General features: G+C 63.8%; 14 protein-coding genes. 4 read left to right on the top strand and 10 right to left on the bottom strand.

Annotation, left to right across the window (positions count from 1 at the left end):
* Positions 1 to 124: 124 nt before the first annotated feature.
* The 6 genes from carB to gloB form a co-directional block, all read right to left on the bottom strand.
* Positions 125 to 3370 carry a carbamoyl-phosphate synthase large subunit gene (gene carB / locus ACTJK4_RS12185; protein WP_232040337.1) on the bottom strand — a complete coding sequence of 1082 codons (3246 nt, stop codon included), beginning with the start codon at positions 3368 to 3370 and terminating at the stop codon, positions 125 to 127.
* A 16-nt stretch (positions 3371 to 3386) separates the two neighbouring features.
* Complete coding sequence (gene leuE, locus ACTJK4_RS12180; protein ID WP_232040338.1) at positions 3387 to 4061, bottom strand: leucine efflux protein LeuE; 675 nt, start codon at positions 4059 to 4061, stop codon at positions 3387 to 3389.
* A gap of 21 nt (positions 4062 to 4082) precedes the next feature.
* Positions 4083 to 5219: a glutamine-hydrolyzing carbamoyl-phosphate synthase small subunit gene (gene carA, locus ACTJK4_RS12175; RefSeq protein ID WP_252691290.1), complete on the bottom strand. Its 1137-nt coding sequence runs from the start codon at positions 5217 to 5219 to the stop codon at positions 4083 to 4085.
* A 345-nt stretch (positions 5220 to 5564) separates the two neighbouring features.
* Positions 5565 to 7466 carry a propionate--CoA ligase gene (gene prpE, locus ACTJK4_RS12170; protein ID WP_440818016.1) on the bottom strand — a complete coding sequence of 634 codons (1902 nt, stop codon included), beginning with the start codon at positions 7464 to 7466 and terminating at the stop codon, positions 5565 to 5567.
* Positions 7467 to 7611: 145 nt separating this feature from the next.
* Positions 7612 to 9162 carry a transglycosylase SLT domain-containing protein gene (locus ACTJK4_RS12165; protein ID WP_440818015.1) on the bottom strand — a complete coding sequence of 517 codons (1551 nt, stop codon included), beginning with the start codon at positions 9160 to 9162 and terminating at the stop codon, positions 7612 to 7614.
* 137 nt (positions 9163 to 9299) lie between these two features.
* Positions 9300 to 10139 (bottom strand): hydroxyacylglutathione hydrolase, encoded by an 840-nt coding sequence (gloB, locus tag ACTJK4_RS12160; RefSeq protein ID WP_440818014.1) that lies wholly within the window; start codon positions 10137 to 10139, stop codon positions 9300 to 9302.
* Between gloB and ACTJK4_RS12155 the strand changes: the two genes are divergently transcribed.
* A complete protein-coding gene (locus ACTJK4_RS12155) occupies positions 10138 to 11043 on the top strand; it encodes a class I SAM-dependent methyltransferase (protein ID WP_232040343.1) in 906 nt (301 codons plus the stop codon). The genes gloB and ACTJK4_RS12155 overlap by 2 nt on opposite strands.
* Positions 11044 to 11083: 40 nt before the next feature.
* Entirely contained in the window at positions 11084 to 11530 is a 447-nt protein-coding gene (gene rnhA / locus ACTJK4_RS12150) for a ribonuclease HI (RefSeq protein WP_440818013.1), read from the top strand.
* A gap of 17 nt (positions 11531 to 11547) precedes the next feature.
* Here the strand turns inward: rnhA and ACTJK4_RS12145 are convergent, their stop codons facing one another.
* The 4 genes from ACTJK4_RS12145 to ACTJK4_RS12130 form a co-directional block, all read right to left on the bottom strand.
* Positions 11548 to 12057 carry a hypothetical protein gene (locus tag ACTJK4_RS12145; protein ID WP_440818012.1) on the bottom strand — a complete coding sequence of 170 codons (510 nt, stop codon included), beginning with the start codon at positions 12055 to 12057 and terminating at the stop codon, positions 11548 to 11550.
* A gap of 34 nt (positions 12058 to 12091) precedes the next feature.
* Positions 12092 to 12544 (bottom strand): lysozyme, encoded by a 453-nt coding sequence (locus tag ACTJK4_RS12140; RefSeq protein ID WP_012762196.1) that lies wholly within the window; start codon positions 12542 to 12544, stop codon positions 12092 to 12094.
* On the bottom strand, positions 12534 to 13307 hold the full coding sequence (locus ACTJK4_RS12135) for a DUF2589 domain-containing protein (RefSeq protein ID WP_260771839.1): 774 nt from the start codon (positions 13305 to 13307) through the stop codon (positions 12534 to 12536). The genes ACTJK4_RS12140 and ACTJK4_RS12135 overlap by 11 nt, the downstream gene beginning before the upstream one ends.
* Positions 13308 to 13416: 109 nt before the next feature.
* Positions 13417 to 14085 (bottom strand): DUF2589 domain-containing protein, encoded by a 669-nt coding sequence (locus ACTJK4_RS12130; protein WP_232040347.1) that lies wholly within the window; start codon positions 14083 to 14085, stop codon positions 13417 to 13419.
* A 248-nt stretch (positions 14086 to 14333) separates the two neighbouring features.
* Here ACTJK4_RS12130 and ACTJK4_RS12125 point away from each other — a divergent pair, with 248 nt between their 5' ends.
* The gene (locus ACTJK4_RS12125) at positions 14334 to 14993 is read left to right on the top strand and encodes a LuxR C-terminal-related transcriptional regulator (RefSeq protein WP_232040348.1); all 660 of its coding nucleotides are present in this window, start codon (positions 14334 to 14336) and stop codon (positions 14991 to 14993) included.
* Positions 14994 to 15166: 173 nt separating this feature from the next.
* The gene (locus tag ACTJK4_RS12120) at positions 15167 to 15445 is read left to right on the top strand and encodes a DUF1488 domain-containing protein (protein ID WP_232040349.1); all 279 of its coding nucleotides are present in this window, start codon (positions 15167 to 15169) and stop codon (positions 15443 to 15445) included.
* The last annotated feature ends 1 nt before the right edge of the window (position 15446 follow it).

Raw genomic sequence — 15446 nt, 5'->3', positions numbered from 1 at the left:
ACGGCGGCTGTCGTTGTTTTGACACGGTCGCTCTAGTTTAGGCGAACCGTCCGGAGGCGGCAACTGCTCCTCTCCGGCCGGCTCACCGCGACGCTATGCCGCGTCGCGGGCCCTGACGATGGGCTTACAGGGTGGCGTGCAGGCCCTGCAGGTCATACACATCCAGGTGCTGCATGTGCTTCAGACCTTCCACCGCGGCGCGCGCACCGGCGATGGTCGTGTAGTACGTGACACGCTGCGCCAATGCTGCCTGGCGGATGGAACGCGAGTCGGCAATCGCGGCACGCGTCTCGTCGACGGTCGTGAAGACGAGCGCGATCTCGCTGTTCTTGATCATGTCGACAATGTGCGGACGGCCGTCCTTCACCTTGTTGACCACGCGCACCGGAATGCCGGCGGCTTCAATGGCGGAAGCCGTACCGCGCGTCGCCACGATCGGGTAGCCCAGCGTATGCAGCGCGCGGGCCACTTCCACGGCTTGCGGCTTGTCGCTGTCCTTGACCGTCATGAGCACGGTGCCCTTCTCGGGCAGGCGCGAACCGGCGGCGAGCTGGCTCTTGAAGAGCGCCTCGCCAAAGGTCTTGCCCACACCCATCACCTCGCCGGTGGAGCGCATTTCCGGTCCAAGCACCGGGTCGACACCCGGGAACTTGTTGAACGGGAACACCGCTTCCTTCACGCTGTAGTACGCCGGCACGACTTCCTTTTCGATGCCTTGCGAATCGAGCGACTGACCGGCCATGCAGCGCGCCGCGACCTTGGCCAACGAGACACCGGTCGCCTTCGAAACGTACGGCACCGTACGTGAAGCACGCGGGTTCACTTCCAGCACGTAGACGATGTCCTCACCGCCCTTCTGCTGGATCGCGAACTGCACGTTCATCAGACCAACCACGTTCAGCGCCTTGGCCATCGCAGCGGTCTGGCGCTTGAGCTCATCAACGGTGGCTTGCGACAGCGAGTACGGCGGCAGCGAGCAAGCCGAGTCGCCCGAGTGCACGCCAGCCTGCTCGATGTGCTCCATCACGCCGCCGATGAAGACGCGCTTGCCGTCAGACAGGCAATCCACGTCGCACTCGATGGCGTCATTCAGGAAGCGGTCAAGCAGCACGGGGCTGTCGTTCGATACCTTCACGGCCTCGCGCATGTAGCGCTCGAGGTCGCGCGGCTCATGCACGATTTCCATCGCGCGGCCACCCAGCACGTACGACGGACGCACCACCAGCGGGTAGCCGATTTCTTCGGCCAGCTTGAGCGCTTCGTCTTCGGCACGCGCGGTGCGGTTGGGCGGCTGGCGCAGGCCCAGCTCGTGCAGCAGCTTCTGGAAGCGCTCACGGTCTTCGGCCGCGTCGATCATGTCTGGCGACGTGCCGATGATGGGCACGCCATTGGCTTCCAGGTCGAGCGCGAGCTTCAGCGGCGTCTGGCCACCGTATTGCACGATCACGCCGACCGGCTTTTCCTTGTCGACGATCTCGAGCACGTCTTCCAGCGTCACCGGTTCGAAGTACAGGCGGTCGGACGTGTCGTAGTCGGTCGAGACGGTTTCCGGGTTGCAGTTGACCATGATGGTCTCGTACCCGTCTTCGCGCAGTGCCAGCGCGGCGTGCACGCAGCAATAGTCGAACTCGATGCCTTGGCCGATCCGGTTCGGGCCACCGCCCAGCACCATGATCTTCTTGTTGCTGGTCGGCTCGGCTTCGCACTCGCCGTGCTCGGCCTCATAGGTCGAGTACAGATACGCGGTGTTGGTGGCGAATTCGGCAGCGCAGGTGTCCACGCGCTTGTAGACCGGGCGGACCTTCTCGGCGATACGCTTCTCACGCACGGCCTTGGAAGTCGTCTTCATCAGCTTGGCCAAGCGGCGGTCGGAGAAGCCCTTCTGCTTGAGCAGACGCAGCTCGGCAGCCGACAGGCTATCCAGCGTGCGCGCCTTGACCAGCGCTTCGGTCTTGACGATGTCTTCGATCTGCGCGAGGAACCACGGGTCGATGGACGTCTCTGCGTAGACCTCGTCGATCGACAGGCCCAGGCGGAATGCGTCACCCAGGTACCAGATGCGGTCCGGACCGGCTTCGCCGATCTCTTCGATGATTTCGTCGCGATCGGTGGACTTTTCGTCCAGGCCATCCACACCGACTTCCAGGCCGCGCAGCGCCTTCTGGAACGATTCCTGGAAGGTCCGCCCCATGGCCATCACCTCGCCCACGGACTTCATCTGCGTGGTCAGGTGGCTGTCGGCCTGCGGGAATTTTTCGAACGCGAAACGCGGCACCTTGGTGACCACGTAGTCGATCGACGGCTCGAACGACGCCGGGGTCGCACCACCGGTGATCTCGTTCTTCAGCTCGTCCAGCGTGTAACCCACGGCCAGCTTGGCAGCAACCTTGGCGATCGGGAAACCGGTGGCCTTGGAAGCCAGCGCCGACGAACGCGACACACGCGGGTTCATCTCGATCACGATCATCCGGCCATCCTTCGGATTGATCGAGAACTGTACGTTCGAGCCGCCGGTATCCACGCCGATCTCGCGCAGCACGGCCAGCGAGGCGTTACGCAGGATCTGGTATTCCTTGTCGGTCAGCGTCTGTGCCGGGGCCACGGTGATGGAGTCACCGGTGTGGATGCCCATCGGGTCCAGGTTTTCGATCGAGCAGACGATGATGCAGTTGTCGGCCTTGTCGCGCACGACTTCCATCTCGTATTCCTTCCAGCCGAGCAGCGACTCTTCGATCAGCAGCTCGTTGGTCGGCGAGAGGTCGAGACCGCGCTTGCAGATCTCTTCGAATTCTTCGCGGTTGTATGCAATGCCGCCGCCCGTGCCGCCCAGCGTGAACGACGGACGGATCACGATCGGGTAGCCGCTCGTGCCGGTTTCCTTGGCGATCTGCGACTGCACGGCCACGGCTTCGTCCATCGAATGCGCAATGCCGGACTTGGCCGAACCCAGGCCGATCTTGGTCATCGCGTCCTTGAACTTCTGCCGGTCTTCGGCCTTGTCGATGGCCTCGGGCGATGCGCCGATCAGCTCGACGTTGTACTTCTTCAGCACGCCGTGGCGGTGCAGGTCCAGCGCGCAGTTCAGCGCGGTCTGGCCGCCCATCGTCGGCAGGATCGCGTCGGGGCGTTCCTTGGCGATGATGCGCTCGACGACTTCCCAGGTGATCGGCTCGATGTAGGTCACATCGGCCGTGTTGGGGTCGGTCATGATCGTGGCCGGGTTGCTGTTGACCAGGACCACCTTGAAGCCTTCTTCACGGAGCGCCTTGCAAGCCTGCGCGCCGGAGTAATCGAATTCACACGCCTGGCCGATGATGATCGGACCCGCGCCGATGATCAGGATGGTTTTGATATCTGTACGTTTTGGCATAACCCGCTCGATTCGATTAATTCAGTGTGGCCGTCGCCAGCTTGGCGGAAAAGCCGATAAACATGGCGCCGACGCCGCTGCTCATACCAGCAGACAAACGTCGTCGCGCGCGGAACGCCGCGGCCAGCCGCGCGCCCACGAAGATGATGGTGGTCAGGTACAGGAAGCTGCAGATCTGGCAGACCAGCCCCAGCACGACGAACGACACCACCGGCAGCGCGTAGTGGGGGTCGACGAACTGGATGAAGAACGAGATGAAGAACAGGATCGCCTTCGGGTTCAGCAGGCTGATGATCAGCGCCTTCTTGAAGGGATGCGATTCATCGGCCGGGACCGCGTTTTGTTCGACGGACCCGCTGGCCTTGCGCGCGCGCCAATTGCGCACCGCGCCACGCAGCATCTGCAGACCGATCCACGCAAGGTACGCCGCACCGATGTACTTCACGACGTAGAACAGCGCCGGACTCGCCTTCAACAGCGAAGCCACGCCCGCTGCCGACAACACCATCAGGATGGCATCGCCCAGAAACACGCCGCACGCGCCCTGGTAGCCCGCGCGCACACCGCGGCGGGCCGCCACCGACAGCACGTACATCGAGTTCGGCCCCGGCAGCAGCACGATGAAGATCGTGCCGAGCAGGAAGGTCCAGAACTCGGTGATGCCGAAGTGGGCGAGCATGAAGGCGTTCATGACGATGCGATCTCGTAGGCTTTACTGCTTGGCTGCGTCCATCGCCGCGGTGAAGCGGTCGAACAGATACGCGATGTCGTGCGGACCGGGCGACGCTTCAGGGTGGCCCTGGAAGCAGAATGCCGGACGGTCGGTCAGCTCGAAGCCCTGCAGCGTGCCGTCGAACAACGAAACGTGCGTCACGCGGGCGTTGGCCGGCAGCGATTCCGGGTCCACTGCAAAGCCGTGGTTCTGCGAGGTGATGACCACGCGGCCATCCTGCAGATCCTTGACCGGGTGGTTGGCGCCGTGGTGGCCGGTCTTCATCTTGAGCGTCTTGGCGCCCACAGCCAGGCCCATGATCTGATGACCCAGGCAGATACCGAACGTCGGGAGGCGACGCTCCAGGAATTCCTTGGCAGCGGCGATCGCGTAGTCGCACGGCTCCGGATCGCCGGGGCCGTTGGAGAGGAACACGCCATCCGGGTTATGCGCCAGGACATCGGCTGCGCTGGTTTGCGCCGGCACCACCGTTACACGGCAGCCACGCTCGGCCAGCATGCGCAGGATGTTGAACTTGACGCCGAAGTCGTACGCGACCACGTGATACTTCGGGGCTTCCTGCTTGCCGTAGCCGCGACCCAGCTCCCATTCGGTCTGGGTCCATTCGTACGGCTCGGTCACAGATACGACCTTGGCCAGATCCATGCCCGACAGGCCCGGGAACGAACGCGCGAGGTCGATGGCCTTCTGCACGTTGTCTTCGCCGGCGAGAATGCAACCATTCTGGGCGCCCTTCTCACGCAGAATCCGAGTCAGCTTGCGGGTATCGATTCCGGCAATGGCGACCACCTTCTCACCCTTCAGGTAATGCGAGAGCGAGTGTTCCTTGCGGAAATTGGACGCGAGGATCGGCAGATCCTTGATGATGAGGCCGGCGGCATGGACTTTCGTAGCTTCGACGTCCTCACGGTTCACGCCAACGTTACCGATATGCGGATACGTGAGCGTGACGATCTGACGCGAGTAGCTCGGATCGGTAAGGATTTCCTGATAGCCGGTGATGGCAGTGTTGAACACCACTTCGCCGATCGTATGACCGGCCGCACCGATGGAATAGCCACGAAAGACCGTGCCGTCTGCAAGCGCGAGGATGGCGGGCGGGAAAGACGGCAACACGGGTAGCTCCTGCTGGATTCACCCTGTGCCGACCTGATCACCTTGTCGCCGAAGCGGAATTCCGGCTGCGCGGAATCCGGGCCGTTCGCGCGTCGCGAGTCGGGCTGGGACAGAACTCACCAGAAATCACCGAGAAACGAGGCAGACGGGGCGGTAGGCGGGAGGTAGGAAGCGGTTGGCGCTAGGGTGATGGGTTTCTGAACTCAAACCCAACAAGTATACCCGGACACCGCAAAAAACTCAATAAAAGGAAGGACTTAACGGCGAGCGCCACCCGCATGGCGCCCTCCCGTCATGCCCTGACGCCCAGCTCCAAGCGGGCGAGAACGTCACGTTTGCAGTGCCCTACTCGCCTCGCATGGCAGCCTGCACCTGAGCCAATGCCGTGGGGTCCTCGATGGTGGTCAGATCGCCCGGGTCACGGCCCTCTGCTACGGCCTGCATTGCGCGGCGCAGCAGTTTTCCGGAGCGCGTCTTGGGCAAGGCCCCGACGAAGAATACGCGCGAGGGCCGCGCCACCGCGCCGAGTTGCGCCTCGACCGTGCGCATCAGTTCGCCCTCCAGGGCCAAACGCCCCGCCGCCTCAGAAACGCGCGAGGCGTCACGCACGATGGCAAACCCCATCGCCACCTGCCCTTTGAGTTGATCTGCTACGCCCACCACCGCCACCTCGGCGATGGCCGGATGCGACGACAGGCTCTCTTCGATCTCGCGGGTGCCGAGGCGGTGGCCTGCAACGTTGATCACATCGTCGGTGCGGCCGAGGATGGTCACGTAGCCCTCCTCATCACGCACACCCCAGTCGAAGCTCGAATAGATGTGCCGACCGGGAAACGCCGACCAGTATGTCTGCAGGAAGCGGGCGTCGTCGCCCCAGACGGTGGTCATGCAGCCTGGCGGCAGGGGCGCGGCAACGGCGAGGAGCCCCTTCTCGCCTGGGGCGCACGGCTCGCCGGTGGCCTCATCCAGGATGTCGAGCTTGTAGCCATAGACGGGGAAGCCCGGCGAGCCGAGCTTTTGCTCGGAAGGCTCGACCCCTTGCGGAATGGCCAACATCGGCCAGCCGGTCTCGGTCTGCCAGTAGTTGTCAACGATGGGCTTGTGCAGGGCCTCGCCAATCCAACTGGCGGTGGGCTCGTCCAGCGGCTCGCCGGCAAGGAACAGGCGGCGCAGGCTCGACAGGTCATGCCGCTGTAACAGCGCCGGATCCTGCTTCTTGAGCACGCGAATGGCGGTGGGGGCCGTGAACATCACATTCACCCGGTATTGCTCGACGATGCGCCACCAGACGGCGCCGTCGGGGCGGATGGGCGTGCCTTCGTACATGACCGTCGTGAGGCCCGCGAGCAGCGGCGCATAGACGATGTAGCTGTGCCCGACCACCCAGCCGACATCCGACGCAGTGAACATGGTGTCGCCGGGCTGCGCACCGAAAATGAGCGGCATCGACGCAGCCAGTGCCACCGCATAGCCGCCGGTGTCGCGCTGCACGCCCTTCGGTTTGCCGGTCGTACCCGAGGTGTAGAGGATGTACGAGGGCTCGCTCGACTCCATCCATTCGCACGGCACATCGGCATTCGCATGCTCTGCCGCAAGCGTTGCGTAATCAACATCGCGCGGGTTGTGCTGCATGGGCGCCAGTTTGCGATCGACGAGCAACACGCGTTCAGGCTTGTGCGCCGCCAAGTCAATCGCGGTGTCCAGCAACGGCTTGTATTCGACTACCTTGCCTGCGCGCGAGCCCGCATCCGCACTGACGATCACACGCGGCGTAGCGTCGTCAATGCGCGTGGCGAGGCTGTTGGATGCGAAACCGCCGAACACCACCGAATGGATCGCACCGATGCGCGCACAGGCCAGCATGGCAAACGCGGCTTCAGGAATCATCGGCAGATAAATCAGCACGCGATCGCCGCGTTTGACGCCCAGCGCCTGCAGGCTCGCTGCCATGCGGTTGACCTCGCGATGGAGCTGGCGATAGGTGTGCGTGGTCTCCAGGCCGGTCTCAGTGGAGACATACACCAGCGCTGCTTGCTCGCCGCGCGTGGCGAGATGCCGGTCGACGGCGTTGTGGCAAAGGTTGGTGCGACCGCCCACGAACCACTTGGCGAACGGCAAGCGCGAATCGTCGAGGACTGCCGAATACGGCGTTTGCCACTCAATGCGCTGAGCCTGTTCGCCCCAAAAGCCTGCGGGGTCGTCAATGGAGCGCTGATACAGCGCGCGATACGCGGCGGACATGGGCATGACGTTGTCTCCTGGCCATCGTGTGCGATGGCTCGATCTTGATTGTGCTTGGATACACCTACTTTGCGGTCGCCAACTTACGCAGGTCTTACCGCCGCCCCAAAACAAAACGGCGCCCCGCAGGACGCCGTTTATCTTGCCAGCCTCAGCGCTTCTTGCGCTTGGCCGAACTTGATGAGCTCGCCACCGGTTTGGCCTTGACCACCGGCTTGCCGGCCACCTTGGCGGTCGGCACGCGCGTGGTTGCGGCAGTGGAACGCGCCGTCTTGGCCGACACGCGCATCACGCGCACATGCCCGCCACGACTGCCACCGCGCGCTTGCGGCAGCATCAGCACGACGCTATGCCCCTTGGGGATGGCATCGCCGGGGAGTTGGTTCCATGCACGAATCTGGGCGACGGACACGCCGTAGCGTCGCGACAAACCCGCAATCGTGTCACGCTTGCCAGCACGAACCACCACCTTTCTGAGATCCGGCATGTCGGGTTCGACCGCCATGGTGGCGTTCTCAGCCAATTCAGGGCTGATGTCGGGTGCGTTTTCCTGGGCGCCATCGGCACGCGGCACGACCACGGTGGAGCCAGCCTTCAAACGCATGCCCTTCGGAATGCGGTTGATCTCGCGAATGGTGTCGGGATCAACCTTCAGCCGCGCCGCCAACGCTTCCACACGCTCGCGGTTGCCGACCGTTACGGCCGTCCAGCTCGAAAGACCGCCATGATACGTATTCAGGTTGTACTGGAACGTTTCGGCGTTGTCGTACGGCAGCAGGATCTGCGGGTTGGACGCGCCCAGGATCACCGGCCGGTTGAACGATGGGTTGAGCGCCTTGAACTCATCCATCGGCAAATTGGCCAGCTTGGCGGCCAGCGTCACATCAATATCGCGTGAAGTCGTGACGGTGACGAAGTACGGATGGTTCGGTATCTCGGGCAGCGTGACGCCGTAGCGCTCCGGGTTGGCGATGATGTTCTTCACCGCCTGGAGCTTGGGCACGTACATGCGCGTCTCGGCGGGCATGTTCAGGTTGACGTAATCGGTCGACAGCCCGGCTGCCTGGTTGCGCGCAATCGCCCGCGCCACCGCACCTTCGCCCCAGTTGTAAGCGGCGAGCGCGAGTTGCCAGTCGCCAAACTGGTTGTGCAGTTTGGATAGATAGTCCAGCGCGGCATCGGTCGAGGCAAGCACATCGCGGCGCTCATCCTGGAAGACGTTCTGCTTGAGGTTGTAGGTCTTGCCGGTGCTCGGGATGAACTGCCACATTCCAGCAGCTTTGGCGCTCGATACAGCCTGCGGGTTGAACGCACTTTCCACGAACGGCAGCAGGGCGAGCTCGGTGGGCATATTGCGCCGCTCCAGCTCTTCGACGATGTGGTACAGGTACCGGTTGGAGCGGTCCACCATGCGCCGGAAGGCGTCCGGGCGCTGCGCATACCAGTCGGTACGATCGTCCACGGCCGAGCTTTGCAGGTCGGGCATGGAGAAACCTTGGCGAATGCGGGCCCAGAGATCCTTGGCCGGCCCTTTCAGGGACGCCACGGGCTGCTGATCGACATTGACGACCGGCGCTGGGGTCTGGCCGGTGGCAGTGGAGGCGCTGGTGCTGGCTGTGTCGGCGTTCGGCCCGGGGGCCGTTGCACAGGCCGCAAGGAGCAGACTGAGCACAGTTGCCGCAAGAAGTCGCACGGATCGCATCAAGTTCTGTGGGGTTAGGGCTAAAAATTGCCCCAGATAGTAAGAAACGCATCCGACCGCGTCAACCCGCGTTCACCCGGCGTGGCGCCTGCTGGATGCATCACATTGGCCGCGTCGTCGCCGCGCGCCGAGGTTTCTCAACGGAAATCGTTCTTCCACTGGCGCAACGCAGCGAATACCGCAACCGGATCATTCGCGTCGATACCCGCATGGCGTACCACGGCCTGCGTCACATTGGCGTCATCCGATCGCATGAAGGGATTGGTCGCGCGCTCGTGGCCAACGGTAGTGGGTACAGTCGAGCGGCCCTCGGCCCGCAACGCCGTTACCTCATCCTCCCAGGCCGCCAAGTCGGCGTTGCCAGGTTCGACTGCACGCGCAAAGCGCACATTCGATGCCGTGTATTCATGCGCGCAGTAGACACGCGTATCGGGCGCCAGCGCCGCCAGCTTGGCCAGCGACGCGCGCATCTGCGCAGGCGTACCCTCAAAAAGCCGGCCGCAACCGGTGGCGAAGAGTGTATCGCCACAAAACAGGCTCGCCGATGCGGCATTACCCTGAAGGTGGCCCACATAGGCGACGTGACCGCTGGTATGGCCCGGCACATCGATCACCCGCAATGTGGCGGCCGGCTGCGCCAGGGTAACGACGTCGCCTTCGCGTACGGCCCGCGTGCGGCACGGGATCGATTCACCCGCTGGGCCGATGACCGGCAGCGGCGCACCCTCGGGATTCTCCGGATACGCCGCGAGCAGGTCGCGCACGCCGCCAACGTGATCGCCATGATGATGTGTGATTACAATGGCACCGAGCGCGAGCCCGCGTTCCTTCAGGAAACGCAGCACCGGTTGCGCGTCGCCCGGATCGACGACAGCCGCCACCCGACCATCGTGTAGTGCCCAAATATAATTGTCGGCAAACGCAGCGATCGCCTCGACCTCAAGCGCTACACCACGCGGCACACCACCCTGGACCATGTCCGACTCCTCTAACGATCGTCGCATTATAGATTGGCACCACTGGCTCGCCTCGCCGCCCGGGCAATACGTCCTGCGTTGGGAACAGGCCCAGTTCGATCGCACGGTGGCCGACATGTTCGGCTATCACGCGCTGCAACTCGGCCACCCTGGCTTTGGGGCGCTGCGCGAGAACCGCATCCCGCTGATCGCGCGTGTGGTGGATGACATCGACCCGACCGCCCCCACCGAAACGCTTGACCCGATGGACGGCGACCCCGCCGAATCCGCCGATGCGGCCGACGGAGAGCCGGACGCCACCACGCCCCAGCGCCAGGCCACTCCGCGCGTCATCTGCCGCTATGACGAACTGCCCTTCGCATCGCAGAGCATCGACCTCGTCGCCCTGCCCCACGTGCTGGAGTTCACGGACGACCCGCACGAAGTGCTGCGCGAAGTGGCGCGCGTGCTGATGCCCGAGGGGCGCCTGGTCATCACCGGCTTCAACCCGCTGAGCCTGTGGGGCATGCGACAGGGCATGCGGCGCCTGGGCACGGAATCGTTCCTGCCTGCGCAGAGCCAGATGATTGCGTTCACGCGCCTGAAGGACTGGCTCAAGCTGCTCGGATTTGATATCGTGCGCGGCCGTTTCGGCTGCTACTGCCCGCCCAATCGCTCGGACAAATGGCTGCAGCGCACCGCGTTCATGGAAAAGGCCGGCGACCGCTGGTGGCCGATCTTCGGCGCGGTTTATATGCTGCAGGCGGTCAAGCGGGTGCGCACCATGCGCTTGGTTGGTCCGGCTTGGAAGACGCGCAAATCCCCGGCGCTGGTGCCAGCCGGTACGCCGGTCGCGACACCTTCGGGCTCGCATTCGACGAAGGCGCCATCGGCTACCGCGCGTGACGGCAAATCGGGCGCCTGAGCGCGCCCGCTCCACTCACTGATCACCCATCGTTTTCTCAATGCAGGAAGTCACCGTCTATTCCGATGGCGCATGCAAGGGCAACCCCGGCCTTGGCGGCTGGGGCACCGTGCTCGTCTCGGGCAGCCACGAAAAAGAACTCTTTGGCGGCGAAACGCTGACCACCAACAACCGCATGGAACTGATGGCCGTGATCGAGGCGTTTCGCGCGCTGAAGCGGCCATGCCGGGTGCAGGTGTATACCGATTCGCAGTACGTGCAGAAAGGCATCAGCGAATGGTTGGCCGGCTGGAAGGCGCGCGGCTGGAAAACAGCCGACAAGAAGCCGGTCAAGAACGACGACCTCTGGCGCACGCTCGACGCACTCGTCGCCGGACATGACGTGAGCTGGCATTGGGTCAAGGGCCATGCCGGCCATCCCGGCAACGAGCGCGCCGATGCGCTGGCCAACAAGGGCGTCGAGATGGCGCGCCAAGCCAGCGCCTGACGCGGCCGCACAGTCGCCTATCTGCCCGCACAGCGCTGCGTCGGGATCTGCGGCGCATTCGCGGCGGTGGTCGTGATGTATTGCGGCTTGCCATCCTGCGCGTAGATCAATCGCAGCGGGCCGCGCTTGGAAAGGCCATCGTCAATATCCGCCTGCAACAGGCTGGTCTGCGCCCATAAATCTCCACCGATGCTGCGCTTGTGCATCATGACGGGGCGATTTGTACCCGGTTCCCAGTTGGCCTGGCGCTCGGGCACGTAGCGGTTGGGCAACGTGCCATAGGCGTAGAGCTGACTCAGCGTGTCGGCGAGGTAACGTCCTGCTTGATCGTTGAACGTCGGCAGATCCTGGTTTCCGAGTTCAGCGCGGATGCGCTGCGCCTCCGCCGTGCACGTTGGCGCGGCATTGTCGGCCGCGCGGGCGTAGGACATGCCGATCGCAATGGCTGCGGCGGCAAGCCACGTCAATGCGCGATACAGGCGGCGCGGGCGGGTGGTGGGAATCACGGACATGGGTTCGGTATGCATGCGAGTTTCTCCGGTGAAGTAACGTGGTTGTGAATCAGGACAGGAACAACTTGCGTTCGGCCTGACGACGCTTCGTCAGCCCCTTGAGCGGCTTGCCGCCTGCCTTGTCCCACAGCAGGAACTGGTTGGCCGCGCCGGCGTAGTCGCCGGCGTTGAGCTTGCGCAGCAGCGTTGACGAGCGCAGCCGCCCCGCGCCCAGGTTGAAGACGAACGACGCCAGCGCGTCGAACTGCCCTTGCGTGATCGACACGCGCACGGCCTTGGCAATGCCTTGCTCGGTGTCGGCCAGGTCCTTGCGCAGCAGTGCCTCCGCCTGTTGCTGCGAGATCGGCCCGTTGAAGGTCTCGCCGGGCCGAATCAGGTGGCCGTAGCCGATGGTCGGCTTGCCGACCGCATCCAGATACGTCGACAGACGCAGCCCTTCCGATTCCTTGATCAGCGCGAGGCCTCGCTCGCCGGTGGTACGCGGGTTGTGCTCAGTGCTCATCGCTTTTCTCCTGGGGCGTGCTAGGTGTGCCAGGGCCGTCGGAACCCGCAGCATTGGGCTGCGTGGGCCGTGGCACCAGTCGATTCGTGTATTCGTCGATCACGCGCATCACAGCTTCCGGCGGCTGCAGCGCGGTAAACTTCATCTCGATGTCGATGTGCTCGCTGTCGCGGCCCGTATCCCGCTTGGAATGCGGCGCAAGCGAGACGTAGAACCGGCCAACACCGCCCGTGGCTGCGCCGTGTAAGGGCAAGGCTTCGGCGAGGTCGCTGCGCACGGTCATGTTCACCGTCATTTCATCGAGCGCGAGGCCACGCGGCATTGCCAGCGACACCAGCGGCAGCGCCAGCCGGTGCTGACTGTCGAGCGCAAGCTCTACTTCGCGGGCGACCAGCGTGCCGCTCTCGTCGGCATCGAAAAACTGATCGAGCAACGCGGTGTACTGCTGCGCGAGCATCTGGTTGGCCGACGCGGCGGCGTGCTGCATGCCACGCGTGATGTCGTCGAGCGTCAGGCCATTCAAGCCCGGATGACCGTGGCTGTTGCTGCCACCACCGGCCCCGCCGCCCGGCGGCGACGAACCTGGCGGCGGCGCAGACGCATCGGACGCAGTCTCTGGAAACGGTGCGGCATCGGAATGCCCGGCGGGCTGCGCTGACACGGGTGGCGCTGGTGGAGCGCTGGCAGGCGGCGCTGGCGGTGTGGCGGGCGCTGACGACGCACGGTTATCGTCACGCCCGCGGCGGCTGAAGAGTTTGAACATGGTGTCGGGTCGGTCGGATCGATCAGATCAATAGGCGGCGCGCGGCGGGCGCGCACCGATCAGGACACCGGCCGTGGGGAGGCCGGCCGGCGTCCGTTGCCGTAGCGGCTTAGGGATTGGCCGGAGCCGGGGCCGGCGCGTTGCCGCCAGCGGGCACCTTCTCGCCGATCATCGTGCCGTCGGTCGGCGTGGCCGGCAGCGGCTTGACGTCGTTCTCCTTGCCCTTGACGACCACCGGCTTGGTTGCCGCGTCAGTCAAAAATTCCATCACGCGCATCAGCGCTTCCGGCGGGTTCTGACGCTTGACCTGGGTGTGGAAGGAGTACTTGGCACGCGTGTCGGTGCTGCGGGTCTGCTCCGACTTGTGCGAGGCGCGGCCCGACACCGACACACTGAACGGGCCCCAGCCGAGCTTCGCCTGGAACGACCCTTCCGCCTCGGTGCTGGACGACGATTTCTCCGACTGCGAAATCTCCAGCTCGAAGTCGATCGTGCCTTCTTCGATGGCGATCACCGGATGCACGACCGCGCACAGCAGCGGAATGCGCATCGTCTTCTGGATGGTGCCCTGCGACACGCCCTTCTCGTCGACGATGGTTTCGTCGTAGTCAAATTGCACCGCAACGGCTTTGCCGTTCTGAATACACACCTGCAGCAGAAAATCCGCATAGGATTTTGCCGCCGAGGTTTGCGCTGCGATCATTGCCTGCAGCGGCGCAGAGATCATCTTGTCGATCGGCAGCGCATTGATAACCGACCCGATAAGTCCGTTGTCCATTTAAAACTCCTCACATTGAATTATTTGGACGCACAGGTTTGTGTGCCCGAATCCAAAGTAAGAGTTTTTCCTGCGGGGTTCGATGCCTCGAAAGTCCCAGCCAAGGCCACGGAACAGCGGCCCAGTACGTGGCGATAGGCCGCCCGTGACTTTCGGCACTGAACTTCCGTTTCAATGCATCCGGATCGATCCCGCTCTACAAAATAATCGGTTTCACTGAAAACAATTAACTGAAGTACGAGGGGTCGATGAATATTCTGGTAATCGATAGCTTGCCGCTTTTTGCGGCAGGTGTGTCCAATGTATTGAATGCACTCGACGCGCAGGGTGTGTTTATCGATACTCACTACGCCGAGCAAATCGGACCGGCTTGCAGGCAAGCCGAACCCAGCGCTGTCGTGATGGAATGGAGCGCACAGGATGACGACGCACGGCAGCGCCTGTCGGAGTTGAAAGCGGTGTTGCCGGAAGTGCCTGTGCTGTTGACGGTGCAAGCGGTCGGCCGGCACGTGGTGGGCGATGCGCTGCGCTTTGGCGCGGCCGGCGTGGTCGACCGGCAGGCCACGGCCGACGTTCTGCTCGAAGCCCTGCAACGCATTACCTCGGGCGCGGTCTACTTGCCGCCCATCAGCAATCTCTCACCCGACGATCCGCGCCAAAGCCTGGGAGAAAGTCCGGTCGAACTCTGGCGCCGGCTCACGCCGCGGCAGCATGAGGTGCTGCAACTGCTTGCAGAGGGTAAATCCAACAAGCAAATCTGTCGCGTGCTGAACGTGGCCGAGGGCACCATCAAGAACCATCTGTACGCGCTGTTCCGGCAGATTGGCGTCAACAACCGGACTGAGGCCGCGCTCTGGCTCTCGCGCTGCAAGGCGAGCCTCGTCCGCGTGCAGATGTGCGCGATGTAGCAGCGCCCGCCTCCACTCGCCCGTGGCAGCCGGCCGCCTCGTCGGAGGCTACGGGCCCCAGGCTTCGCCCCAGTGAAAACACCGAGCAGACTCCATTGCATTCACGCAACCACGCCATACACTGCTTGGAAGGCAGCGCACGGTGCATCGCCGTTTTTTCATGGAGGCCGCCCATGGAGATCATCGAATTCCACACCAGCCCACCACGCTACTGCGCCGCGGATCTCACCCTCACCTGCACCGCCAGCGTCGACGGCGCCCCCGCGTGCTATGCAGTGACGGCTGAAGCGCTTGAAGAGCATTTCGGCGCTCGGTCGTGGCGGCGGGAAGATCTGCTGCAAGCGATGGAAACCCACCGTGGCACGATCGAAGACATGGCGCGCTCGCTGTTCAAGCTGACCGACTCGCACAACATCGTGCTGCGCAGCGGCCATTTCCGCTTCGGGATGTAGC

Source organism: Ralstonia sp. 22111, assembly GCF_052045895.1.
GTDB classification, from domain to species: domain Bacteria; phylum Pseudomonadota; class Gammaproteobacteria; order Burkholderiales; family Burkholderiaceae; genus Ralstonia; species Ralstonia wenshanensis.
This window is presented reverse-complemented; position numbering and strand designations above follow the sequence as displayed.